Below are 23,462 nucleotides of genomic sequence, written 5' to 3'. Positions count from 1 at the left end.
ATCTCCATGAAACTGAAAATGATTCTTCTTGGATCAGTTGCCGCTCTCGCGGCCGTACAGCAGGCCCAAGCGGCAGACGCCATTGTGGCGTCAGAGCCGGAAGCGATGGAATACGTCCGCGTCTGCGATGCATTCGGTGCGGGCTACTTCTATATTCCGGGCTCGGAAACCTGCCTGAAAATCGGCGGATATGTTCGCTTCGAAACCAGCTTCGGCGACGATCCCTACACCGGCGACGATATCGGCTGGTCCGGTTTCTCGCGTGGCACGATCCGTTTGGACGCCCGCAGCAATACGGAATATGGCGAGTTGCGCTCGTTTATCGAACTGCGCAGCCAGGCCTCTGACGGCAGCGGCTCTACCTATATCAACAGTGCCTATATCGATATTGCCGGCTTCCGGGCAGGCTATGACGATTCACGGTTCGATACCTGGCTCAATTCGGCCGGCAACATCATCAACGACGACGTCATCGATTACACCGGCGACCGCACCAACCAGGCAAGCTATGTCTATGAGGGATCGAACGGGTTCTCCGCGTTGATCGGGCTTGAGGCAGGCGATGGTGAATATGATACCGGATTTGGCGATGTTACTGCGCGATACACGGATAGCGACACGCCTCATATCCTCGGTGGTTTAAGATACGAACAGGATTGGGGCGGCATCGGCGCGGTTGCAGGTTACGACACCCATGCTGAAGCCTTCGGCGGCAAGGTGCGTCTCGATGTCAAGTTCAACGACGTCTTCTCCGTCTTCGTCATGGGCGGCTACCAGTCCGACTGGGACAACGACAAGGGTCCGGGCGGCACTCGCCGGCTGAACTATTATGGCCCCTGGTATGGCGATTGGGCCGCATGGGGCGGCTTCTCGGCAACGCTGAACGACAAGGCTTCGCTTAATGGTCAGGTCGCCTATGAAGACGATGGTACCTTGGCCGCAGCGCTCAATGTGGAATACGAAGTCGTGAAAGACCTCACGGTCATGCCGGAACTCAATTACACCGACTTTGATGGCGAACGCGGCAGCGGAGAAGCCTTTGGCGGTATACTGCGCTTTCAGCGCAACTTCTGACCAGACACATCATTCTTACGGGAGGAACGGCGTCGGCGAGGTGCGGGCGCCGTTTTTTCAGGCGGGCCAGTCCAGCCAATCCCGCATCAGACGATGCGCAATCGCCCCTTTCGGCGGTGGACCAAGCTCGCCGGTGGCCAAGGCCACTCCGGCGTTGCGCGCCAGCATCGCGACGGTCTCCTCCCTCGTAAACCAGCGGCAATCTTCCAGTTCCTGGTCATCGCGGTGGATCTCACGGGATTTTGCCTCGGCATAGCAGCCAATCATCAGCGTATGTGGCATAGGCCAGGGCTGTGAGGCATGATAGCGGACACGGCCGATGCGGATGCCGGATTCCTCGCAGGTTTCGCGTCTGACTGCATTCTCTATGGTTTCCCCCGGCTCCAGGAAACCGGCGAGACAGGAATACATGCCTTCCGGGAAATGGGGGCTGCGTCCCAGCAGGCAGAGGTCGCGCTCCAGATCGATCGTCATCATGATCACGACCGGGTCGGTTCGCGGAAAAACCATGTGGCCGCACGCGGCGCATACGCGGCGATAGCCGCCCGCCTTCACCTCCATGGCCGATCCGCACTTGCCACAGAAGCGGTTGGTAGCATTCCATGTGATCAGGCTGGACGCCTGCGCGAACTGGCCCAGAAGTTCGTCCGGCAGCATCTGCTGGCGATAGAGCATGCGCCCATCGGCAAGCTTGAAGGGCTCGGGAAGCGCATCCTCCGCCAGACCGACAGGCACCGCCAATCGCGGCTCGCCATTCGGCAGGAACCCAAGAAGAACCGCGTCGTCCAACTGAGGGTCAAGGCCGGCAAGCTCATAGGGCGCGAAAAGCGGGTCGATGACCTGCTCGTCATGCTTGACGACCAGTTTTGTGCCGGAAAAAGCAAAAACATGCGCGCCCTCCTTGCGAAAGGCGGCCTCGACGCAGTCGTCTGGTCGGTTCTCAGACTGCCTGTCCAAGTGATTTTCGGCGAATGCGACAAGCGTGCTGGGTTCGGGATGGGGACCGTGCAGGTCGAATATCGATTTCGTCATGATCAGAGATTTTCCAGTATCCGTGCTGCAAAAGCCTCGCGCGCATCGTTTTCCCAAGGTTCGGGCGTCTCGAATCCCCAGACAGGTCCGGGCCAGTTTGCATCACCCTCAACCCGGGCAATGACATGAACGTGAAGCTGGCGAACAATATTACCAAGCGCGCCAACATTGATCTTGGTCGCCCCCGTTGCTTTTTTCAATGCCGAAGCGACCATATTGCTCTCGAAAGTCAGCACGGCCTGATCGAGCGGCGCAAGCTCGAAGACTTCCGACAGGTCATTGCGCTGCGGAATGAGAACGAGCCATGGCCAACGACGGTCATTGTTGATCCGAAGCTGGCAAAGTCCGAGTGTGGCGATCAGCAATCCGTCCCGCTCGAGGCGGTGATCAATGGTGAATTGTGGCAAACATATCCCCTGAACTGTGATTTTTCCTTTGTTTGTCAACCGATAGCAGATTCTGCAAGGCGTGGCTTGCATTTGGTCCGGATATTGCCGATATGGAAGTCGGGAGGTTGGTGGTGGACGAGCCACTCGCCAACCGGGTCAGGTCCGGAAGGAAGCAGCCCCAACGAGCCAGGCACGGGTCATCGTGCCAGCCTCCCACCCTTTTCCTTCCGTCCTGTCTGGACACGACTGAAGTCAAACGGCCCCATCTAGGGGAAAAAGGGCGATGAGCGAAGATATTCTGATCCCACCCGCCGAAAAGCCCGCCGCCTACCGCGTTCTTGCGCGCAAATACCGGCCGAAGGATTTCTCCGATCTGATGGTCGGACAGGAACCGATGGTACGCACGCTGACGAATGCATTCGACACCGGACGCATTGCGCAGGCCTATATGCTGACCGGCGTGCGCGGTGTCGGCAAGACGACGACCGCCCGCATCCTGGCCCGCGCGCTGAACTATAAAACGGCCGAAATCGACAAGCCGACCATCGACTTGCGCATCCCCGGCGAGCATTGCCAGGCGATCATGGAAGGCCGGCATGTCGATGTCATCGAGATGGATGCTGCATCCCACACCGGCATCGACGATATCCGCGAGATCATCGAGCAGGTGCGCTACCGTCCGGTTTCGGCGCGCTACAAAGTCTACATCATCGACGAAGTGCATATGCTCTCGACCCAGGCCTTCAACGGGTTGTTGAAGACGCTCGAAGAGCCGCCAGAGCATGTGAAGTTCATCTTCGCCACTACCGAGATCCGCAAGGTGCCGATCACCGTGCTGTCGCGTTGCCAGCGCTTCGACCTGCGCCGCATCGGCGCGTCGGACCTCGTCGGCCTGTTCACCACGATCCTCGGCAAGGAAGGCATTTCTGCCGATCCGGATGCCATGGCGATGATTGCGCGCGCTGCCGAAGGCTCGGCGCGCGACGGCCTGTCGCTGCTCGATCAGGCGATCGCCCATGGCGGCGGCGTGGTCGAGGTGGAAGCCGTGCGCTCCATGCTCGGGCTTGCCGACCGGGCGCGCATCGTCGATCTCTTCGATCACATCGTCAAAGGCGATGTGGCGGCAGCGCTCTTCGAATTTGCCGGACAGTACGAGGCAGGCGCCAGCCCCTCCGTCGTGCTCACCGATCTCGCCGATTTCACCCATCTCGTCACTCGCCTGAAATATGTGCCCGATGCGGCCATCGACCAGTCGCTGAGCGAGATCGAACGCACCCGCGGCAGTGCCTTCTCCTCGACCATTGCCGTCACCACCTTGTCCCGCATCTGGCAGATGCTGCTGAAAGGCATTCCCGAGACCGAAAACTCGTCGCGCCCGGCGGGGGCAGCCGAAATGGTCATCATCCGGCTTGCGCATGCCGCCCATCTTCCCTCGCCGGAAGATGCGGCCCGGCGGCTGCTTGAACTGTCGGGTGGCGAAGCCCGGCCTGCACCTCCCCCGGCGGCGGGTGGGAGCGGCGGCTCACCCCAGGCTTCAGCCGCCATTGCCGCCGACGCGCGAAGCAGCGAGATGGCGCCCATACAGCGCGTTACCGGAAACGGCGCGACCATGTTGCGCACGGTGCCGAACGCAGCTCCGGCGGCTGAATTGCCGGTCGGAAAAATTGAAGAAAAGCCCGTCGAGGCCGCGGCGGCCAAGGCGGAGCTTGGAATTCCGCTCAAATCTGCAAGCGATATCGCCGATTTCTGCGCCGCCAATCGCGATATTCGCATGAAAACGCTGGTGCGAAATTTCGTGCGGATCGTCAATCTCGAGCCGGGGCGGCTCGAAATCAATCTTCCGGATGATGCGCCGAAGACGCTGGTGGCAGAACTCCAGAAGAAGCTCGAAGACTGGACCGGCATTCGCTGGATGGTCATCCTCAGCCGTGACCAGGGCCAGCCGACGCTGGTGGAAACCGAGGCGGCGACCAAGGAGCGGCAATTCAACGACGCCAGGCAGGATCCCGATGTCGCTGCGATCATGGCGCGCTTTCCCGGGGCAAAGATCGCCGATGTCCGCATCAGGGGTCCCGAGCCGGAGGAAGAGCTTCAGGCGGTGGCCGTCGCCGAGTCCGAGGATGGCGATATCCTTCCCGGCGACGACATCGAACACTAGATCCACTTTCACAGATAGACACAAAGAGGAGTTTGCGATGCGTGACATCATGGGCATGATGGGCAAGGTCAAGGAAATGCAGGCCAAGATGGAAAAGATGCAGGAAGAGATTTCCGCACTTGAAGTCGATGGCTCCTCCGGCGGCGGTCTCGTGACCCTGCGCATGGACGGCAAGGGCAACCTGAAGGGCATCAAGATCGATCCGTCGCTCTTCAAGGAGGACGATGTCGAAATTCTCGAGGACCTGATTGTTGCCGCCCATAAGGACGGCAAGGACAAGGCTGAAGCGATCACCGCCGAGAAGACCCGCGAACTGACGGCCGGCCTGCCGATTCCGCCCGGCATGAAGCTGCCGTTTTAACCTTCGCGCCCGAAGGACGGACTATTCCTCCGGAAGGAACGCCGCTCCGACGATCCGCACCCTGCGAGTTGGTGGCGGCAGGAAGCCTGTTGTGCCTCGCAGACCGACATTGTCCAGAACAGCGACCGTCATGAGGTCAGCCGGCCGCTTTTCGGGTACATCCCTTGCAACGGAAGCGGCTACGGCCGGAGTTCTGGCCATCACCGTCTTGTAGAAACGGTTCATGTCGCATGCTTTCAGACGGGGGGCGGAGCGATAGGCGCCGGCACTCGGCAAGTCGGCATAGCGTATACCGGAAACCACGGACACCATGTCGTCGGCGTTTCCGTCCGGCCCGCTCACGCGATAGACGTCCATGGCCGGATCGTCACAGATGAACCGGCACTGGGCAAGGATGACGTCCCTGTCCTTCGCAGCGTTGTAGCCGGAGTTCGGCGTCGGAAAATAATAGCCGTCAGAAAGCCGGACACAACGCGTTTCAATCCCGGACTGTGTTTCGACCACAGCCGGTGTGATGCGCCTGGTTAACACCGATGCCCTGCGCTGGGGCATCGAAACGATGCGGTGGCGGTCGATCCGTTTTGCGGTCGCCGGTCTCTCGCAAATCCGGAGGGGCGCAGCGGACGACAGGGCGACCAGGCGACTGGACGCTTGAGCGATGCGCCCGGAAATCTCCCGGCAGGCGAAGGAAGCGAACATTGCGCAGCCGTATTTGACCTGAAAGCTGCGGTTGGCGGCGATCTGCCGTTCAAGCCGCATGACCTCCGGGTTGCGCGCCGCCTGCGGCAGACAATCGGCGGCCATTGAGGCCGGGTGATCGACGCTCAACCCGGTAAGCACGACCGCCAGCCCCATTGCCCATCGCCCGAAACGCCGCTGTAAAGTTTCACGCATGATGACAGTCCTTTGCACAGCACGCAAAGACCCGGTTCTTCGCCGCCCTCATGATACGGAAGCGGAGAACGACGACCTTGTCTGCATGGTATAAAAATGGATTGCTGCAGCCCCTTTGCGGGGATGGATACAACCCTCTCCTAACGCCAAACCCGCGCCCGGCAAAGCGAAACCTTACCGAATGGTTAAGGGGGAAAGGCCCGAGCACCTCACCTCAGCGGCATCTCAGGCACTGGTGAGTTTGGCACGCAGCTTGTCATGGATCGGGGCGGCCAGATATCGGTCACGGTCCTCGTCAGAGAGATTACGGCCGTAGTTTTGCAGCATTTCCGGCATCATCACCGCAGCCCCTGTATAAGGATGGCAGGTGATTTCGTCGCCAGCCTGGATCACACCGTCCTTCAACACACGGCAATAGAAGCCCGGCCGCCCCGCCTTGACGAAGCTCCGGGCAAAGGCCGGATCGTTCATGCGCGCGGACAGGGTCGCGCACGGTATCCGGGCCGACGTGACTTCAAGTTCGATCGTCTCCGTCAGAAAACGATCGCCCACGGAAACCCTACGGCTATCGGCGCCCTCAATCACCAGGTTTTCACCGAAAATGCCTGGCTCCAGGTCACGACCCAGTTCCTTCGACCACCAGTCGAGATCGACCGAGCCAAGCGCGTAGACGGCCTGATCGGGACCGCCATGATGGTTGCGGTTGCAGATCTTGTCACCGATCAGCCCCTCGCGGTCGATCATGACGCCGGCCTCGACCGGATGCTTGAAGATGCCGGTCTTGTAGGATTTTCCCGGCAGGATTTCGGCGCTGCCGGTGCAGACGGCGAGGATTTTCATGGGCGGGATACTCTTTTCAGCAATTTCGTTCGACACGGATATGAGATAGAACCGCCGCATGGCAAAGCGAGTCACCGGCCCCGAAATCGAAAAACTTATCCAATTGCTGGCGAAGGTACCGGGGCTTGGACCCCGCTCCGCACGACGGGCCGCGCTGCATCTCGTCAAGAAGAAGGACCAGCTACTCGGCCCCCTCGCCGACGCCATGGGCGAAGCGCATCGCAAGGTGCGTATCTGTTCGACATGCGGCAATGTCGACACCAGCGATCCGTGCAGCGTCTGCACCGACGACCGGCGCGACAATTCCGTCATCATCGTCGTCGAGGACGTCTCCGATCTCTGGGCGCTGGAGCGTGCCAGCGCGATGAACACTGCCTATCATGTGCTTGGCGGCACGCTCTCGCCGCTCGACGGGGTCGGGCCGGGTGATCTCAACATCCGGAGCCTCGTTGAGCGTGTCAGCAGGGGTGGTGTGCACGAGTTGATCATTGCCGTGAACGCCACCGTCGAAGGCCAGACGACGGCCCACTATATTACCGACCAGCTCGACGGACTTGAGGTCAAGATCACCCGGCTGGCGCATGGCGTGCCGGTCGGCGGCGAGTTGGACTATCTGGACGAGGGGACGCTGACGGCGGCGCTCCGGGCAAGGACGGCGATATGAGCATGATGACGAGAAAAGAGAAAGGGCGACAGATCAAGCCCCGGAGCGCGTCGAGAGTTCCCCCCCTCTGTCACTCCGTGACATCTCCCCCTCAAGGGGGGAGATCATTCTTTTCCCTCGGTTATTCCGTTGTAAGGTATGCCCGAGGCCTGCGGCCAATCTCCCCCCTTGAGGGGGAGATGTCGGCGTCGCCGACAGAAGGGGGGAAGTTTCGGCATGTTCTGTCGATGATCGTTGCAACGATCGTCTCACTTTCCCCACTCCCCACCCTCGCCGCCTCCAAGGCTGATACCGAGGCGCAATTTCGCCAATGGCTGCAGACCGACCTCTGGCCGGAGGCGCAGACATCCGGCATTTCGCAGACGTCCTTCACTGCCGCCTTCAAAAGCGTGACGTTGAACTGGGACTTGCCCGATCTCGTGCCGCCCGGCACCAAGCCACGGGATGAGCAGAAACAGAGCCAGGCGGAGTTCTCATCCCCCGGCGCCTATTTCTCTGAAAAGAGGCTGCAGGGACTGGCCGGCACCGGCCGAAGCCTTGCAAAAACCCATGCCGCGACGTTGCGGAAAATCGAAAAGACCTACGGCGTGCCCGGCGCGATCGTGCTTGCCGTCTGGGGGCGCGAATCCGGCTATGGGCGTGCGAAGATCCCGTATCCGGTGATGGATGTTCTGGCGACCAAGGCCTTCATGTCCACCAGGCCGGATCTCTTCCGGCGCGAGTTGATCGCCGCGCTACACATCCTCGACAGCGGCGATGTGCGCGAGGCGGATATGAAGGGCTCCTGGGCGGGCGCCATGGGACAACCTCAATTCCTGCCGTCCAGCTTTTTGAAGTATGCCGTGGATTTCGACGGCGACGGGCGCCGCGACATCTGGAACTCGATTCCTGATTCCCTCGGTTCGATCGCCCATTATCTTTCAAAAAAGGGCTGGCAGCGCGGCCGCGACTGGGGATTTGAAGTCTATATTCCCGCCAATGTTTCCTGCGCGCAGGAAGGCCCGGATCTGGCAAAGCCGATTTCCCAATGGGCCGCTGACGGCGTCGAGCGCGCCTCCGGCAAGGCGTTTCCGGCTGGCGAAGCCAAGGCAAGCGGCATGATGCTGGTTCCGGCGGGACGCCATGGGCCGGAATTTATCGTCACGCCGAATTTCTACGTCATAAAGGAATACAACAATTCCGACCTCTACGCGCTGTTCATCGGCAATCTCGCCGACCGTATTTCCGGCGGCGGCAGCGCTTTCAAGGGTCCGTTCGGCGATGTCGGCAAGATGCTGCGTTCCGACGTGTTGAAGATGCAGAAGGCACTGCAGGCCAAAGGTTACGACGTTGGCAAGGCCGATGGTCTTGCAGGCTATAAGACACGCCGTTCCATGGGTGATTGGCAGTCAAAGAACGGTATCGAGCCCACATGCTTTCCCGATGCAAGCCTGAAGGCCAACCTCCGATGAGGTCCGGCCGTTAAATTAGGCTGTGGATCCACCCTTTCGGGCATCTTCCCCGTACACCGCGAGAAGGACAGGGGCAGACTCCAATGGGGTCCGCCTACACTTGATTGTTGGCTCTGAAAGCAGAGCCCGCAGTCTCGTTTACGCTTTCGTCAGCCTGATGATTGTCGATGCACCACGGCGGCTTTCGGTAAGCGCGTAGACCGAGCCATCCGGAGCGACCTTGACGTCACGGATGCGGGCATCGAGCGGCACATGCTCCTCGAACTTGACCCTGTCGCCCTCCATGTGCAGGACAACCAAACCCTGCGTGACAAGGCCGCCGATCAGGAAAGTGTCCTTCCATTCCGGAATTGCCTTTCCATCGTAATACACCATGCCGGACGGGCCGATGACCGGGTCCCAATAGTAAACCGGCTGCTCCGTTCCCTCCAGCGCGGTGATGCCCTCACCGATCTTGTCGCCGCTGTAATCGATCCCGTAGGTCACCTTCGGCCAGCCGTAATTCTTGCCGGCTTCCGGCCGGTTCAGTTCATCGCCGCCCTTCGGCCCATGCTCTACCGTCCAAAGACGGCCCTGCCCGTCCAGCGCCGCAGCCTGCAGGTTGCGGTGGCCGTAGGACAAGATTTCGGGGAGAGCACCGTCTTTTCCGATGAACGGATTGTCGGCCAGAGCCTTACCCTCAATATCAATACGGAAGACCTTGCCAAAACCGCTGGAAATGTCCTGCGCCTGCACCCGTGTCTCGGGATCCGAGCGTTCCCCAACGGTCACGTAAAGTTCGTTTTGCGGGCCGAAGACCAGGCGCGAGCCGTAGTGCTTGTCTCCATCATAGGTCGGCATCTGGCGGAAGATGACCTTGGTGCCCTCTAGCGCCGCTGCGCCGCCTTCCGCTTCCACCAGCTTTGCAGATGCCACGGAGGTTCCATTGCCACCGTCACGGGGCTCGGAGAAGGAAAAGAAGATCATCCGGGATGTTTCGAAATCTGGCGCAAGTGCGACGTCGAGAAGCCCTCCCTGCCCGCTTGCGTCAACATCCGGGACGCCGGAAATTGCTGTACCGACATCGCCCTCTTCGGATACGATGTGCAACGTTCCTTCCTTGGCCGTCACCAGCATCCGGCCATCAGGCAGGAACTCCATTGCCCAGGCCTTCGGCAGGTCGTCGGCGACAATATCGACCTTGATTTCCGGCCTTGCTTCCGGCTGCGCTGCCCGTGTCTGCCCTTCAAAGGCCGGCTTCTGGCCGGCCCCATTGGCTTTGCGGGTTTCAACGGGGGTACCGCCGGATGATTGCGACAGAGCCGGTGCTGCCAATACAGTGCAGAGAAGAAGTCCGGTAGAAAGAAGAAGATGCGATCGCATGGGGCGCTCCTAAAGATCCATTTGTGCTCGAAACGCCAATGCTCACAGCGGCTTTTGGTTTCGCGCCGGGTGATCACATGCGATCAACAAGCTGTCATCGGGATGCCAAGCTAATGCATATCCATCTGCTGTTTGTAACGCTCGTAGTCATAGGGAAGGATGGTCTGGCGCTCGATCATCCGATGGACACGGGGCAGCAGGCTGCCACGATGTAGTTCCAGCAGGCGGTCGCTCACCATGGCATCGGCCTGCGTGCGGCGTTGGTTATGCCGGACATATTCCACCCAGGTCGGCACATGATAGGTCTCCGTCCAGACGGTCGGGTTTTCCAGATCGCGCATCAGCCCCCACTGCCCGGCGCCGTCGCGGATACGGATACGCCGGCGCTCCGCCATGGCCTTGAGAAATTCGGAAACATCCTCATCGGCGATTTCATAGTCGATCATGACGACGATCGGGCCGCTGCGGGGCTTCAGGTCGAGCTTCAGAAGCGGCTCGGAGAAACGATTGAGCGGATCGAGATTGAGCGCCTGAAACTCCGGAAGCGGCAGTCGCAGACCGATGGCCGCCCCCGCCAGCATCACCAGAGCAGACATCATCAGCGCCGGTGCCGGCCCATAGGTCTCGGCCGCTTGCCCCCAGATCCAGCTGCCAGCCGCCATGCCGCCAAAGGTGGTTGTCTGGTAGAGCGACAGCGCCCTGCCCACCACCCAGCGCGGCGTCGACAATTGCACCGTCGTGTTGAACAGCGACAGTGCCAGGACCCAGCCGGCGCCGGAGAGCAGCAGAGCCAGACAGGTCAGCCATTCATAAGGACTGACGGCCGTAAGCAGGCTGCTCACGGCAAAACCGCCAAAGGCAATCCGGACGATCCACTCGCTCGACAGGCGCTCGCGCAGCCTGGCGCTGAGCAAGGCGCCCCCGATGGCGCCCAGACCGAATGCCCCGAGCAGCACGCCGTAAATCAGGGGGCCGCCGCCAATCAGATCGCGCGCCACCAGCGGCAGAAGAGCAAGAATGGCGCTTGCAGACAGACCGAAGACAAAGCCGCGGAACAGGACCTTGCCAATGTTGGGTGACATGGCGACATAGCGCAGGCCCGCCGAAATCGCCCGGCCCATGGATTCGCGCGGCAGCTTGCTTGGCGTCTCCGCCCGCCGCCAGCGGATCAGCGCGAAAAGGATGGCGAAATAGCTGAGCGTATTTGCTGCGAAGGCGGCAGCGGCACCGGCTGCGGCGACGATAGCCCCGCCGATTGCCGGGCCGACCGAGCGGGTGATGTTGAAGCCCATGCTGTTCAGGGCGACCGCGGCGGGAAGCACGTCGCGCGGAACCATGTCGCCGACGGAGGCCTGCCAGGAAGGATTGTTGAGCGCCGTGCCGCAGCCGATGAGAAAGGTGAATGTCAGCAGAAGCCAGGGGGTTATCAGCCCGAAATAGGTGAAAACTGTCAGGAGAGCAGAAACAGTGAGCATGAAGCACTGGGCCACCAGCATGATCCGGCGCCGGTCGAAATTGTCTGCCAGTGCTCCGGATACCAGCGAGAACAACATGATCGGCAGCGATGTGGAGGCCTGAACCAGCGCCACCATGTTGGCTGACGAGGTAATCGAGGTCATCATCCAGGCAGCACCCACAGCCTGAACCAGGCCACCAAAATTGGATGCGAGACTTGCCACCCATATCGTGCGGAAGGTGTCGTTTCTGAATGGCGCCAGTGGCGATAGTCTCTGCGGCAAAGCGCTGTTTCCTGCCCTGTCTGCTTTCGAACGGCTTGTCTATGCCAATTTAAGGCAGTTGCTGCGTCAGACAAGCCAAAGCCGGCTCTGCGGCAGGATTTAGCCACTCTCCCACCCAGCGGCCTTTTGCAGCCCACGGCATATCTTGCATTTGCCGATGATGCAGCGTATATGACCCTCAAATTCTTGATCGGTTGATGAAGAGTGGGCCCGTCAGGACCCGCTCTTTTTTGTTACCGATGGTTTGGGAGCGCATTGTTTGTCCGATCAGACAACAGCAGAAAATATACAGGAACCGCGGCTGATTGCCGAAACCGGAATCGACCGGCGCATTGCCGACATCATCGAGCCGGTCATCATGCCGATGGGTTATCAACTGGTGCGGGTGCGCCTGTCCTCACAAAACGGCGCAACGCTGCAGATCATGGCCGAGCGGCTGGATGGCACGATGACCGTTCAGGATTGCGAAGCTATTTCGACGGCGATTTCGCCGGTGTTGGATGTGGAAGATCCGGTCGATCGGGAGTATCATCTCGAAGTGTCGTCGCCGGGCATCGACCGGCCGATGGTGCGCAAGTCGGACTTTACCCGATGGGCGGGGCATCTGATCAAGTTCGAAACATCGATCCTGGTCGATAATCGTAAGCGTTTTCGCGGCAAAATTCTATCGGCAGACGAGGACGGCTTTACGATCGAGCGCGACCAGCCGGCCTATGGCGAAGAGCCCAAGGTCGTCATTCCCTTCTCGGCACTGGCCGAGGGACGGCTGATCCTGACGGACGACCTGATCCGCGACGCGCTGACGGCAGACAAGAAGGCGAAGGCAGCCCAAGCCGCACACGGGACGGCCGCCAACGAAAACTTCGAAGACGAAGATTCGCCGATCAATTGAATTCAAAGAGCGCGGGACGCCTCTGGCGGAGGCCCGGCAATCAGACGGAGACTTTACTATGGCAGTGAGTGCTAACAGGCTCGAACTTCTGCAGATCGCGGATGCCGTCGCGCGCGAAAAGGTCATCGACCGCGAAATCGTTCTGGCCGCCATGGCCGACGCGATCCAGAAGGCCGCGCGCTCGCGCTACGGTTCTGAAAGCAACATCCGCGCCGATATCAACTCCAAGACCGGCGAGATCCGCCTTCAGCGTCTTCTGGAGGTGGTGGAAGTCGCCGAGGATTACGGTACGCAGATCCCGCTCGAACTTGCCCGCGACCGCAACCCGGACGCTATTCTGGGCGACTTCATCGCCGACCCGCTGCCGCCGATGGATTTCGGCCGTATCGCCGCCCAGTCCGCCAAGCAGGTCATCGTTCAGAAGGTTCGGGAAGCCGAGCGTGATCGCCAGTTCGACGAATTCAAGGACCGCATTGGCGAAATCGTCAACGGAACAGTCAAGCGTGTGGAATACGGCAATGTCATCGTCGATCTCGGCCGCGGCGAAGGCATCATCCGGCGCGACGAAATGATTCCGCGCGAAAACATGCGCTATGGCGATCGCGTCCGCTCCTACGTCTATGACGTGCGCCGCGAACAGCGCGGTCCGCAGATTTTCCTGTCGCGCACCCATCCACAGTTCATGGTGAAGCTGTTCACCATGGAAGTTCCGGAAATCTACGACGGCATCATCCAGATCCGCTCGGTTGCCCGCGACCCCGGCTCGCGTGCCAAGATCGCCGTGATTTCGAACGACTCATCGATCGATCCGGTCGGCGCCTGCGTTGGTATGCGCGGCTCGCGCGTTCAGGCCGTCGTTGCCGAACTTCAGGGCGAGAAGATCGACATCATCCCTTGGAACGAAAATCCGGCATCGTTTATCGTCAATGCTCTGCAGCCGGCCGAAGTGTCCAAGGTCGTTCTCGACGAGGATGCCGAACGCATCGAGGTCGTGGTTCCCGACGAGCAGCTATCGCTGGCCATCGGTCGTCGCGGCCAGAACGTCCGGCTCGCCTCGCAGCTCACCGGCTGGGATATCGACATCATGACGGAAGCGGAAGAGTCCGAGCGCCGCCAGAAGGAGTTCAACGAACGCACCGCCCTGTTCATGGAAGCGCTCGACGTCGACGAAATGGTCGGCCAGGTTCTGGCCTCGGAAGGCTTCGCGGCCGTCGAGGAACTGGCCTATGTGGAGCTCGACGAAATCGCCTCGATTGACGGTTTCGATGACGACACCGCCAGCGAACTGCAGACCCGTGCCCGCGAATATCTCGACCGCCTGGAAGCGGAAATGGATGCCAAGCGCAAGGAACTCGGTGTCTCCGACGATCTGCGCGGGATCGACGGCCTGACAGGCCAGATGCTCGTGGCGCTGGGAGAGGATGGCATCAAGACCATGGAAGACTTCGCAGGCTGCGCGGCGGACGATCTTGTCGGCTGGTCGGAACGCAAGGACGGCGAGACGAAGAAATTCGAGGGCCTGTTCCAGAAGTTCGAAGTTTCACGCGTCGAGGCCGAGCGCATGGTGTTGCAGGCGCGTCTGGCCGTCGGCTGGATCACGCAGGAAGATCTGAAACGTGAAGAGGAAGCACTCGAAGTTATGGAAGGCGCGGAACAGGACGCGTGACAGGCGTATTGACCGTGATCGGGCTGCTCATGCTGCTTGAAAAACCATGCTGATCGAAGACAGGGATCCGGAAGGGGCGATCGAGGATGACGCCGTGAATGGCCGTATGTGCATCGTGACACGGCAAAGCGGAACGCCGGAAACACTGATCCGCTTTGTCGCCGGCCCCGATGGCCGGGTGGTGGCGGACTTGAAGAAGCAGTTGCCGGGGCGCGGTTGCTGGGTGACCGCCGAACGGCCTGTGCTTGAGAAGGCGATTGCCAAAAAGCTCTTTGTCCGGGCCCTGAAAAAGCCCGAGGCGGTTGCCGGACCGGAGCTTGCAGACGAGGTGGACCGGCTGCTTTCGGTGCAGCTCGGCGGTATGATGAACATGGCCAGAAAGGCTGCTCAGTTCGTCAGCGGCGCCTCGAAAGTGGAGCAGGCGGTGCGTGGGTTGGCGGCAATCGCCACCTTTCACGCGGTGGACGCCGCGGCGGATGGCGTGCGCAAGATAGACCAGGCGCGCAAGGCGATGAGCTTTGTCGCCAGCGACGGACAGGAAATACCGAGTTTTCGTTTCTTCACCGAAGCGGAAATGGAAGGCCTTTTGGGCCAGAATGCTTTTATCCATGCTTGCGCGCTTGCAGGGCAGGCGGGTGAGGGTGTAGTGAAACGCGCAAACATGCTCGAAAGATACCGGGGAACAGTCCCGGCCCGAGCCGTTGGCGCCGAAACTGGCTTGCCGACACAATGACGCGGGTCACCGGCGAAGGCCGGCACTACCGCGATTGCAGAACAGAAATTGAACGGCGGGGTCTGGTGATACGCATCCGGCCCTGATCTTAGGAACGGAACGGAATGACTGACAACAACGACGACAAGACATTCGGCGGAGCCAAGAAGACGCTGACCCTGAAGCCCTCCGGGGTCACTCAGGGAACTGTTCGGCAGGACATGGGTCGTGGCCGGACGAAAGCGGTCGTGGTCGAGACGCGCAAGCGCCGGCCGATACGGCCGGAAGACGAGAAGCCGGTCGTTGCCGTTACCGCGCCGGCTCCGGTCGTGCGCGAACAGCCACGCCCTGCCCCGGTACAGCAGCCATCTCGGCCCGCACCCCAGAACCAGTCGCGACCCGCACCCCAGAACCAGCAGCCCCGTCAGGACCACCGCCAGCCGGAGCAGAACCGGCCGCGCGTCGGCGTCGTTCTGAACCAGTTGTCAGCCGGCGAGATCGACGCCCGCCGCCGGGCGCTTGCCGAAGCGCAGGCCCGCGATGCCGAGGATGCGAAACGTCGTGCCGAGGAAGAGGCGCGCCGCCAGGTCGAAGAAGCAGCGCGTCTGCAGCAGGAACAGGAAGAAGCAGCCCGCCGGGCCGCCGAGGAGGCTGCCCGTTCGCCTGCCGAGCGTGAGGCCGAACGCGTCGCCATCGAAGCGGCGAAAGCCGCAGAGATCGAAGCTGCCGCCGTGGAAGCCCGCAAGGCGGAAGACCGGGCGCGCGCTCAGGCTGCGAAGCCCGCGACCACGGCGACCCCTGCCGTGCCGCCCGCCGCGTTGCGTGGCCGCAAGCCGGAAACGGAAGATGACGATGCCCGCAAGAACCGGGGGAGCACTGTTGCTCCGGTCCGCGGCAAGGTCGTGCGTCCGGAACCCGCCAAGGCCCCTGCCCGTCCGAAGACCGAAGAAGAGCGCCGCAAGGGCAAGCTGACGCTGACCGCCGCTCTCGACGACGATGGCAATCCGCGTGGCCGCTCCATGGCCGCCATGCGCCGCCGCCAGGAAAAGTTTCGGCGCAGCCAGATGCAGGAGACCCGTGAAAAGGTCATGCGCGAGGTTGTCCTGCCGGAAACCATCACCATTCAGGAACTGTCGCAGCGTATGGCCGAGCGGGCCGTCGATGTCATCAAGTACCTGATGAAGGAAGGCCAGATGATGAAACCGGGCGACGTCATCGACGCCGACCTTGCCGAACTCATCGCTACGGAATTTGGCCACACGGTCAGGCGCGTTTCGGAATCCGATGTCGAAGAAGGCATCTTCAATGCCGCTGACGATGGCGAAATGCAGCCGCGCGCGCCGATCGTCACCATCATGGGCCATGTCGATCACGGCAAGACCTCGCTGCTCGACGCCATTCGCCAGACCCATGTGGTTTCGGGCGAAGCCGGCGGCATCACCCAGCATATCGGCGCCTATCAGGTCGAGCAGAACGGCAGCAAGATCACGTTCATCGACACGCCCGGCCACGCCGCCTTTACGGCGATGCGTGCCCGTGGCGCCCAGGCGACCGACATTGCCGTGCTTGTGGTTGCCGCGGACGACAGCGTGATGCCGCAGACGATCGAGTCGATCAGCCACGCCAAGGCTGCCGGCGTGCCGATCATCGTTGCCATCAACAAGATCGACAAGCATGAGGCAAACCCGGACAAGGTTCGCCAGCAGTTGCTGCAGCACGAAGTCTTCGTGGAATCCATGGGCGGTGAAGTGCTCGACGTGGAAGTGTCGGCGAAAACAGGCAAGAATCTCGACAAGCTGCTCGAAGCTATCCTGCTCCAGGCTGAAATCCTCGACCTGCGGGCCAATGCGGACCGCACGGCCGAAGGCACAGTCGTGGAAGCGCAGCTCGACCGCGGCCGTGGTGCGGTTGCAACCGTTCTCGTCCAGAAAGGCACGCTGCGGCCCGGCCAGATCATCGTTGCCGGCGACCAGTGGGGCCGCGTTCGCGCGCTCGTCAACGACAAGGGCGAGCATGTCAAGGAAGCACCGCCGTCCATGCCGGTGGAAGTGCTCGGCCTGTCCGGCACCCCACAGGCCGGCGATAAGTTCGCCGTCGTGGAAAACGAAAGCCGCGCCCGCGAGATCTCCGAGTATCGTCAGCGCCTGACCCGCGACAAGGCTGTTGCCCGCGCGTCCGGCCAGCGCGGTTCGCTCGAGCAGATGATGATGACGCTGCAGAACACCGGGTTGAAGGAATTCCCGCTGGTCATCAAGGGCGATGTGCAGGGTTCGATCGAAGCGATCATCGGCGCTCTCGACAAGCTGGGCACCGAAGAGGTGCGCGCGCGCATCGTTCATTCGGGCGCCGGCGGCATCACCGAATCGGACATCTCGCTTGCCGAATCGTCGAATGCGGCCATCATCGGCTTCAACGTCCGCGCCAATACCCAGGCTCGGACTGCTGCCGAGCGCGCCGGTATCGAGATCCGCTACTACAACATCATCTACGATCTGGTGGATGACGTGAAGGCAGCGATGTCGGGCCTGCTTTCTCCGGAGCGTCGCGAAACCTTCCTCGGCAATGCCGAGATCCTGGAGGTGTTCAACATCACCAAGACCGGCAAGGTCGCGGGTTGCCGTGTCATCGAAGGCAAGGTGGAGCGTGGGGCCGGTGTTCGCCTTGTGCGCGACAATGTCGTCATCCACGAAGGCAAGCTCAAGACCCTCAAGCGCTTCAAGGACGAAGTCTCCGAAGTGCCGATGGGCCAGGAATGCGGCATGGCCTTTGAGAACTACGAGGATATCCGCGCTGGCGACACGATCGAGTGCTTCCGCGTCGAACATATCACCCGCACGCTGTAAAAAGCCTCGATGGACTTTCCGTTGGAAAAATTGCTGTCCGCCACAAGAGCGGGCGGCAATTGGCATCTGGAATTTCGCGACAATAGAATGGAAGCGCTTGTCGCCACCGAAGTCGTTCGGGAAATATCCGGGGATATGAACAGAAGTTATTTAGATCGATTCTTCGTCCGTATTCGCAACGTATTTCTATATTTTTATTACATCCTGTTTCTTTGCTCCGTGTCGTTGATGACGATGCTGATCCTTTATTCCGTTTTCCCGAAAGTCGGGAGGACAGATTTTATAATGCGTTTCGGAATTTTTGTGCTGATCACTGTCATCGCGCATTTCGTCCTAAAAACTTACTTCAAGATTTCCCTTCGGCATTTCGGCAAAGGGAGCGATGTCACATGTGACATCGATTTTCAGTGCCTGACCTACAATGGTGGGAAACAGAGGATCGAGATACGATGGCAGGAGGTTATGGAAGTCCGGGAAACAGAAAGCTATTTCATGATCTTCGCGGGCCCAGAGGCACAAATCGCGTTGCCGAAACGCGTTTTTGACAGCGAGAGAAAACTTCTGAAGTTCAGAATGTTCTGCTTGCAAGCGCTTGAAAATGCGCGGGTCGAAAATGAGCAACAAAGCTGCAGCCCCGCCTGCAGCCCTGAAAGCCCTTAAATCTGCTTGCCGATCCGAGCATCGACCGAATGGGCATTCGATCCGCGGATTGCGAAGAAAAAGAATATTGCTGCCCACAGAATGGATTTCTCCGCGCCGGCGAGACCTTCCGCCTTCACGACCCCGTGGAAATAGACCGTCACCAGCAGCACGATCATTGCCGCAAAAGAAGCTGGTCGTGTGAAAAGCCCGATGGCTATAAGAATGCCGCCAAAGAATTCCGTAGCAGCGAGAAGCGGCGACCAGAAAACGCCCGGATAAAACCCCAGGCTTTCGACCATGCCGACAGCTCCGAAAGGATTGACGATCTTGCCATAGCCATGGGTTACAAGAAGCAGGCCGGCAACGACGCGCAACAGCGTTTCAGCCGTCGTGTCGAGCGGCATATAAAAGCGCTGGAGCGCCGGCAGGATTGGCTGCGGGCGGGTTGATGTGAAATTGTTCATGTCGTCTCCTGAGTTTGCAATGCAGCATTCTTTCGCCGCGCATTCACCGGGACGCAAGATGGAAGCGGCTTGAACTTGATGACTTTAGTTGACTTTTTTGTGAGATGGCGCGGACCGGAGAGTTGCGGGGCGTGCGCCGGGCAGTTACCGTCCACCGGTGTGCGTCACGACGGAAACCAGCATGAGCGATAAACCCCGTATCACCATATTATACTGCACCCAGTGCAATTGGCTGCTTCGCGCCGCCTGGATGGCGCAGGAACTGCTTTCGACCTTCGGCGAAAGCCTCGGCGAGGTGGCGCTTATTCCCGGCACCGGCGGCAATTTCGAGATCCATGTAGACGGCGTCCTGATCTGGGAGCGGAAGCGTGATGGAGGATTTCCCGGCCCGAAGGACCTCAAGCAGCGCGTCCGGGACGTGATCGAGCCGGAGCGCGACCTTGGCCATACGGACCGGACATAGAGTTTGACCTTCGGCCTGCTTTTTGCGGTGTTCGGAGCGGCATTTTTATCCGCGACGCTGCTCGTCGGCGTTTCGGAGGCAGCCTTGATCGCCGCCGCTGCACAGCCGTCGGCCGAGTTCTTGCCACTGTTCGTCGCAGCGACGGCAGGGAACGTGCTCGGCGCGGCCGTCAATTATGCGCTCGGGCGCTGTCTTTTGCGGTTTCAGGATCGTCGCTGGTTTCCAGTCGGCAGCGGAAACCGCGAAAAAGCGGAGCGCCTGTTTCAGCGCTACGGAAGCCCGGTCCTTCTGTTGTCATGGCTGCCGATCGTCGGCGATCCGTTGACGCTGATTGCCGGCTTCCTGCGGACGCCGCTGCCGCTGTTTTTTCTTTATGTCACCATCGGCAAGGCATTGCGTTATGCGGTGTTGCTTCTGGCAGTGGATCAGATTACCGGCGCATAGGCGCAGTGACGAACGAGAAGCGGCGGGATCTATCCCGCCGCCAAAAAAGTTTTATCATATGTATGTCAGCGATAGGGCGAGTAACAGGTCTTGTAGACACCGCCATAGGCCAGGAACAGATTGGTTGCCGGGTTATAGGAACGATAGCGCGATAGACACCAGTTGACATGGCCGCTGGAGCCCCTGCGTATGTAACGGTCGCGATAAACCGGGCGCGGCGCGATATAGACATTCACGCCGGGTCGGTAGTAGCGCCGGTGGTGACGCCAACCATCGCCCCGCCAACGATCGTTCCGCCAGTGACGGCGATAATGACTGCGTCGGTGCTCTACAGTTTGAACATCTTTTTCGACCGAGACCGTGTGCGGCGTTGCAAGCGGCACGGCCAGCGCCGGTGCGGCCGGCGACAGGATGGAAGCCGCGCCGAGCACGCAGCCAACAACGAAATTACGAAATCCCGCCATTTGTTTCCTCACTTCTCCCAAAAGGGGTCTTCCTTTGTGTCCCTAACGGAAATGACGCATGGAAATTTTGTTTTATTCGTGTCTTTTATCGGATGATTGTCAATTTTCGCATCCCATGGGCTTTTCCAAGCGGCGCAAGAATAGATTCAGGCCTCAAAGGCGCGGCATGCCGGGCGCGCCAAAAAAGCCGCCACCGCTTATTATGGCGGGCACTACGAGGTTCGCCACGCCGCGGTGATCCGCAAACGAGAAAATTTGTGTTTATTCAAAGGTTTCCGAGCGGATTTCGAGAAAACTTGAAAAACCCTGTTGACACAAATGCGTCAGCCCCTTACATCCCGCCCCGTTGCCCAGATGGCGGAATTGGTAGACGCGCCAGCTTCAGGTGCTGGTACTCGAAAGGGTGTGGAGGTTCGAGTCCTCTTCTGGGCACCATTTCCTTTTATATCCTTGACCTTCAGAGGGTTAAGCGGAGTCATTGGATGGTTATCCAAGTCCGGCATTTCTTGGCTGTGCCGACGTCCGCCCCAGAGATTTGGTATCCAGTGTGCCCGCAGTAATGTCCCTGAAACCATGATTTCGCTAGGCACTACGTCTTGAGACCAGTTCGCCTGTGAATAGGCGATCGAGATTGGTCTGATCCGGATTAGCCAAAACTCTGACAAGATATTCGACCATTTCGGTGAGCGGCTGTCGATAGGTGGTAAGGTTGTAGTTCGGGTTGCCCGCCTGGGGCACATCATCGAATCCGGTGATGGCAATGTCCTCCGGAATACGCAAGCCAAGTTTGTGGCGGATAACATCGGTGGCGCCGATCGCAAGCGAATCATTTTCGCAGACGAGAATATCGGGCAACATCGATGGATTTCGACCAGAGAGCGCGTTTTCCACGACGTCCGAGGCGAGGGCCGGGTCATAGGCCGAGACTTGGACGGTCTCCGGAGCGCTGCCAAAGTGCTGACGCCAATATTCAACAAAAGTCTCCTTGCGCAGCAGGTGAGCCGATGAAGTGCGCGGCCCGGCAACGAACATCGGTCGGCGGTATCCGCGCTCGTTCACATAGTTGGCGATCTTATTCATCGCCTCAATGTCATCGACTGCGATTGAAATCGTGTTTGGATTGCGCGAACTGCGGGCGAAAATGATCAGTTTACGAAATCTGCGCGCATGCAGTGCTGCTTCGAGCACATCGTCATCGAACTGGGCACCGATCAGGATCACAGCATCGACGCGCCGTTGGCCGGCGTTCAGCAGCGCATGGCCGACATCGGCACGGTCAAGCGTATTGACGAGCAGGATGTCCCAGCCTTCGCGCCGGAGAATTCGGGTCAGACGTTCCATCATCACCAGCTTGTGGGGGTTTGCAAAGTCGTCAATAAGCAATGCGACCAGGTTTGAGCGGTCCGACGCCAAGCTTGCGGCGCGCAAGTCCGGTACGTAACCCAGACGCTCTGCTGCGGCGCGCACCTTTTCCAAGCTCTTCGGCGAAATGGAAGCATCCTTGCGGAACGCACGGTTAACCGTCCAACGGGAGACACCGGCCTCATCTGCTACATCGTCGGCAGTGATATTGGCCATATAGGGTGCCTTTTTGTCGTCCGGCATTTCAACCTCCATGACCACTAAAACGCGTCGCGATTTTTCGAATCGACTGATCGCACCTTAAGTTTTTGTTTTTCAAATCTTTTCCACCGAAGAACCGCTGCGCGCTTCGTCGCAACATGATCCTGGTTGATCGATTCATACCCTTTTAGCGGATTTCGCTGTCGTTGAAAATAAATTTGCTCCCGTGAGCAAATTGTTCTTGCTCCCGTGAGCAAAAATTGCGATGGTCCCTGCTAGGGCAGTCGGGAACTGCCCTTTTTGGAGGATCTACAGTGTTGAAAGTCGGATTGCTCGGCGCCGGCCGTATCGGTCGCGTGCATGCCATCAATATTGCCGGCCACGCCCGCAGCCAGCTGGTTGCCGTGTCGGATGTCAACGAGGACGCGGCGCGTTCCCTGGCGGGTGCCTACGGTGCCAATGCCACCAGTTCTGAAGCTATCTTGGCCGATGCGTCGATCAATGCGGTGCTGATTGCCACATCGACCGATACCCATTCCGATCTGATCGAAAAGGCGACTGCTGCCGGCAAGGCCGTGCTGTGCGAAAAGCCGGTCGATCTGTCGCTGCAGCGCGCTCAAGCGTGCCTTGACGCGGTTTCAAAAACAGGCGTGCCTGTCATGATCGGTTTCAATCGCCGCTTCGACCCCAATTTCTCCGCCATCAAGGCATCCGTCGTCGCTGGCGAAGTCGGCAAGCCGGAACTGCTGTCAATCACTTCTTTCGATCCGGCGCCGCCTCCGGTTGCCTATGTGAAAGTTTCCGGCGGCCTGTTTCGTGACATGATGATCCATGATTTCGACATGGCGAACTTCCTGATGGGCGATGCGCCGACGACGGTCCATGCCGCGGGCACCTCGATCGTCGATCCAGAGATCGGCAAGGCAGGTGACGTTGACACAGCGGTGGTGACGCTTACCTATGCCGATGGTCGCATCGCCGTCATCAAGAACAGCCGCCGCGCCGTCTACGGCTACGACCAGCGGGTCGAGCTTTTGGGCTCGGAGGGCCTTTTGTCTGCCGGTAACGTGCTTGAAAACACGGTGTCCAAGGCGACGAAACAGGGGGTCACAAGCGCCAAGCCGGAATTCTTTTTCCTGGAGCGGTATATGCGCGCCTATGCGGCGGAGTGGGACGCTTTTGTCGCTGCCATTCTGGATGGTGCCGCTATTCCGGTGACGCTGCATGACGGGGTTGCGGCGCTCGCGCTGGCTGAGGCCGCAACGCAATCTGCCAAATCCGGTCAGCCGGTCGTGCTGGCTCGATAACGCATAGGGCAGCGCCCTCGGCGCTGCCAAAGAGATTG

The 23,462-nt window shown here is 59.9% G+C and carries 22 protein-coding genes, 1 tRNA gene and 1 other RNA gene; 15 read left to right on the top strand and 9 right to left on the bottom strand.

Annotated elements, in window-relative coordinates; genetic code table 11:
• Nucleotides 1–6 precede the first annotated feature (6 nt).
• A complete protein-coding gene (locus PY308_RS02410) occupies nt 7–1,074 on the top strand; it encodes a porin (protein WP_275787667.1) in 1,068 nt (355 codons plus the stop codon).
• 57 nt (nt 1,075–1,131) lie between these two features.
• Here the strand turns inward: PY308_RS02410 and nudC are convergent, their stop codons facing one another.
• Both nudC and PY308_RS02400 read right to left on the bottom strand, forming a co-directional pair.
• Nucleotides 1,132–2,106, bottom strand: a complete 975-nt coding sequence (gene nudC, locus PY308_RS02405) for an NAD(+) diphosphatase (RefSeq protein ID WP_275787664.1) — start codon at nt 2,104–2,106, stop codon at nt 1,132–1,134.
• A 2-nt stretch (nt 2,107–2,108) separates the two neighbouring features.
• Nucleotides 2,109–2,513 (bottom strand): HIT domain-containing protein, encoded by a 405-nt coding sequence (locus PY308_RS02400; RefSeq protein WP_275787663.1) that lies wholly within the window; start codon nt 2,511–2,513, stop codon nt 2,109–2,111.
• Nucleotides 2,514–2,615: 102 nt separating this feature from the next.
• Between PY308_RS02400 and ffs the strand changes: the two genes are divergently transcribed.
• From ffs to PY308_RS02385, 3 genes are all read left to right on the top strand, one after another.
• Nucleotides 2,616–2,712, top strand: an RNA gene (ffs, locus tag PY308_RS02395) — signal recognition particle sRNA small type.
• Between the two features lie 66 nt (nt 2,713–2,778).
• The gene (locus PY308_RS02390) at nt 2,779–4,653 is read left to right on the top strand and encodes a DNA polymerase III subunit gamma/tau (protein ID WP_275787661.1); all 1,875 of its coding nucleotides are present in this window, start codon (nt 2,779–2,781) and stop codon (nt 4,651–4,653) included.
• A gap of 37 nt (nt 4,654–4,690) precedes the next feature.
• Nucleotides 4,691–5,014 carry a YbaB/EbfC family nucleoid-associated protein gene (locus PY308_RS02385; RefSeq protein WP_275787658.1) on the top strand — a complete coding sequence of 108 codons (324 nt, stop codon included), beginning with the start codon at nt 4,691–4,693 and terminating at the stop codon, nt 5,012–5,014.
• Between the two features lie 21 nt (nt 5,015–5,035).
• Here the strand turns inward: PY308_RS02385 and PY308_RS02380 are convergent, their stop codons facing one another.
• A complete protein-coding gene (locus tag PY308_RS02380; RefSeq protein WP_275787655.1) occupies nt 5,036–5,908 on the bottom strand; it encodes a DUF2865 domain-containing protein in 873 nt (290 codons plus the stop codon).
• Nucleotides 5,909–6,133: 225 nt separating this feature from the next.
• On the bottom strand, nt 6,134–6,748 hold the full coding sequence (locus PY308_RS02375) for an MOSC domain-containing protein (protein WP_275787652.1): 615 nt from the start codon (nt 6,746–6,748) through the stop codon (nt 6,134–6,136).
• Nucleotides 6,749–6,806: 58 nt separating this feature from the next.
• Here PY308_RS02375 and recR point away from each other — a divergent pair, with 58 nt between their 5' ends.
• Both recR and PY308_RS02365 read left to right on the top strand, forming a co-directional pair.
• On the top strand, nt 6,807–7,412 hold the full coding sequence (recR, locus tag PY308_RS02370; RefSeq protein WP_275787649.1) for a recombination mediator RecR: 606 nt from the start codon (nt 6,807–6,809) through the stop codon (nt 7,410–7,412).
• 227 nt (nt 7,413–7,639) lie between these two features.
• Complete coding sequence (locus PY308_RS02365; protein ID WP_275790985.1) at nt 7,640–8,863, top strand: lytic murein transglycosylase; 1,224 nt, start codon at nt 7,640–7,642, stop codon at nt 8,861–8,863.
• A 138-nt stretch (nt 8,864–9,001) separates the two neighbouring features.
• Here PY308_RS02365 and PY308_RS02360 read toward each other — a convergent pair whose 3' ends face one another.
• Both PY308_RS02360 and PY308_RS02355 read right to left on the bottom strand, forming a co-directional pair.
• Nucleotides 9,002–10,225 carry a PQQ-dependent sugar dehydrogenase gene (locus tag PY308_RS02360; protein ID WP_275787646.1) on the bottom strand — a complete coding sequence of 408 codons (1,224 nt, stop codon included), beginning with the start codon at nt 10,223–10,225 and terminating at the stop codon, nt 9,002–9,004.
• Between the two features lie 110 nt (nt 10,226–10,335).
• Nucleotides 10,336–11,964, bottom strand: coding sequence for an MFS transporter (locus PY308_RS02355; protein ID WP_275787643.1), 1,629 nt, complete (start codon nt 11,962–11,964; stop codon nt 10,336–10,338).
• A 259-nt stretch (nt 11,965–12,223) separates the two neighbouring features.
• Between PY308_RS02355 and rimP the strand changes: the two genes are divergently transcribed.
• The 5 genes from rimP to PY308_RS02330 all read left to right on the top strand — a co-directional run bounded on the left by rimP (nt 12,224) and on the right by PY308_RS02330 (nt 18,737).
• Nucleotides 12,224–12,856, top strand: a complete 633-nt coding sequence (rimP, locus tag PY308_RS02350) for a ribosome maturation factor RimP (protein WP_275787641.1) — start codon at nt 12,224–12,226, stop codon at nt 12,854–12,856.
• Between the two features lie 58 nt (nt 12,857–12,914).
• Nucleotides 12,915–14,522, top strand: a complete 1,608-nt coding sequence (gene nusA, locus PY308_RS02345) for a transcription termination factor NusA (RefSeq protein WP_275787639.1) — start codon at nt 12,915–12,917, stop codon at nt 14,520–14,522.
• Between the two features lie 46 nt (nt 14,523–14,568).
• Nucleotides 14,569–15,255 carry an RNA-binding protein gene (locus tag PY308_RS02340; protein ID WP_275787636.1) on the top strand — a complete coding sequence of 229 codons (687 nt, stop codon included), beginning with the start codon at nt 14,569–14,571 and terminating at the stop codon, nt 15,253–15,255.
• A 104-nt stretch (nt 15,256–15,359) separates the two neighbouring features.
• Nucleotides 15,360–18,077 (top strand): translation initiation factor IF-2, encoded by a 2,718-nt coding sequence (gene infB, locus PY308_RS02335; RefSeq protein ID WP_275787634.1) that lies wholly within the window; start codon nt 15,360–15,362, stop codon nt 18,075–18,077.
• A gap of 21 nt (nt 18,078–18,098) precedes the next feature.
• The gene (locus tag PY308_RS02330; protein ID WP_275787632.1) at nt 18,099–18,737 is read left to right on the top strand and encodes a YcxB family protein; all 639 of its coding nucleotides are present in this window, start codon (nt 18,099–18,101) and stop codon (nt 18,735–18,737) included.
• On the opposite strand, the gene PY308_RS02325 is transcribed toward PY308_RS02330, so the two are convergent.
• A complete protein-coding gene (locus tag PY308_RS02325; protein ID WP_434064230.1) occupies nt 18,734–19,123 on the bottom strand; it encodes a DoxX family protein in 390 nt (129 codons plus the stop codon). The two genes, PY308_RS02330 and PY308_RS02325, sit on opposite strands and share 4 nt — an antisense overlap.
• 241 nt (nt 19,124–19,364) lie before the next feature.
• On the opposite strand from PY308_RS02325, the gene PY308_RS02320 reads away from it, so the two are divergent.
• Both PY308_RS02320 and PY308_RS02315 read left to right on the top strand, forming a co-directional pair.
• Entirely contained in the window at nt 19,365–19,646 is a 282-nt protein-coding gene (locus PY308_RS02320; RefSeq protein WP_275787625.1) for an Rdx family protein, read from the top strand.
• Nucleotides 19,647–19,649: 3 nt separating this feature from the next.
• The gene (locus tag PY308_RS02315) at nt 19,650–20,090 is read left to right on the top strand and encodes a YqaA family protein (protein WP_275787623.1); all 441 of its coding nucleotides are present in this window, start codon (nt 19,650–19,652) and stop codon (nt 20,088–20,090) included.
• Between the two features lie 65 nt (nt 20,091–20,155).
• Here PY308_RS02315 and PY308_RS02310 read toward each other — a convergent pair whose 3' ends face one another.
• Nucleotides 20,156–20,554 (bottom strand): BA14K family protein, encoded by a 399-nt coding sequence (locus PY308_RS02310; RefSeq protein ID WP_275787620.1) that lies wholly within the window; start codon nt 20,552–20,554, stop codon nt 20,156–20,158.
• Nucleotides 20,555–20,902: 348 nt separating this feature from the next.
• Here PY308_RS02310 and PY308_RS02305 point away from each other — a divergent pair.
• Nucleotides 20,903–20,989, top strand: a tRNA-Leu gene (locus PY308_RS02305).
• 147 nt (nt 20,990–21,136) lie between these two features.
• On the opposite strand, the gene PY308_RS02300 is transcribed toward PY308_RS02305, so the two are convergent.
• On the bottom strand, nt 21,137–22,159 hold the full coding sequence (locus PY308_RS02300) for a LacI family DNA-binding transcriptional regulator (RefSeq protein WP_275787617.1): 1,023 nt from the start codon (nt 22,157–22,159) through the stop codon (nt 21,137–21,139).
• 272 nt (nt 22,160–22,431) lie between these two features.
• On the opposite strand from PY308_RS02300, the gene iolG reads away from it, so the two are divergent.
• Entirely contained in the window at nt 22,432–23,424 is a 993-nt protein-coding gene (iolG, locus tag PY308_RS02295; RefSeq protein WP_275787614.1) for an inositol 2-dehydrogenase, read from the top strand.
• Nucleotides 23,425–23,462: the final 38 nt, after the last annotated feature.

This window comes from Pararhizobium gei (assembly GCF_029223885.1).
In the GTDB taxonomy this organism is placed as follows: Bacteria; Pseudomonadota; Alphaproteobacteria; order Rhizobiales; family Rhizobiaceae; genus Pararhizobium; species Pararhizobium gei.
The sequence above is the reverse complement of the archived record's forward strand: the minus strand, read 5'-3'. Positions and strand labels throughout refer to the sequence as shown.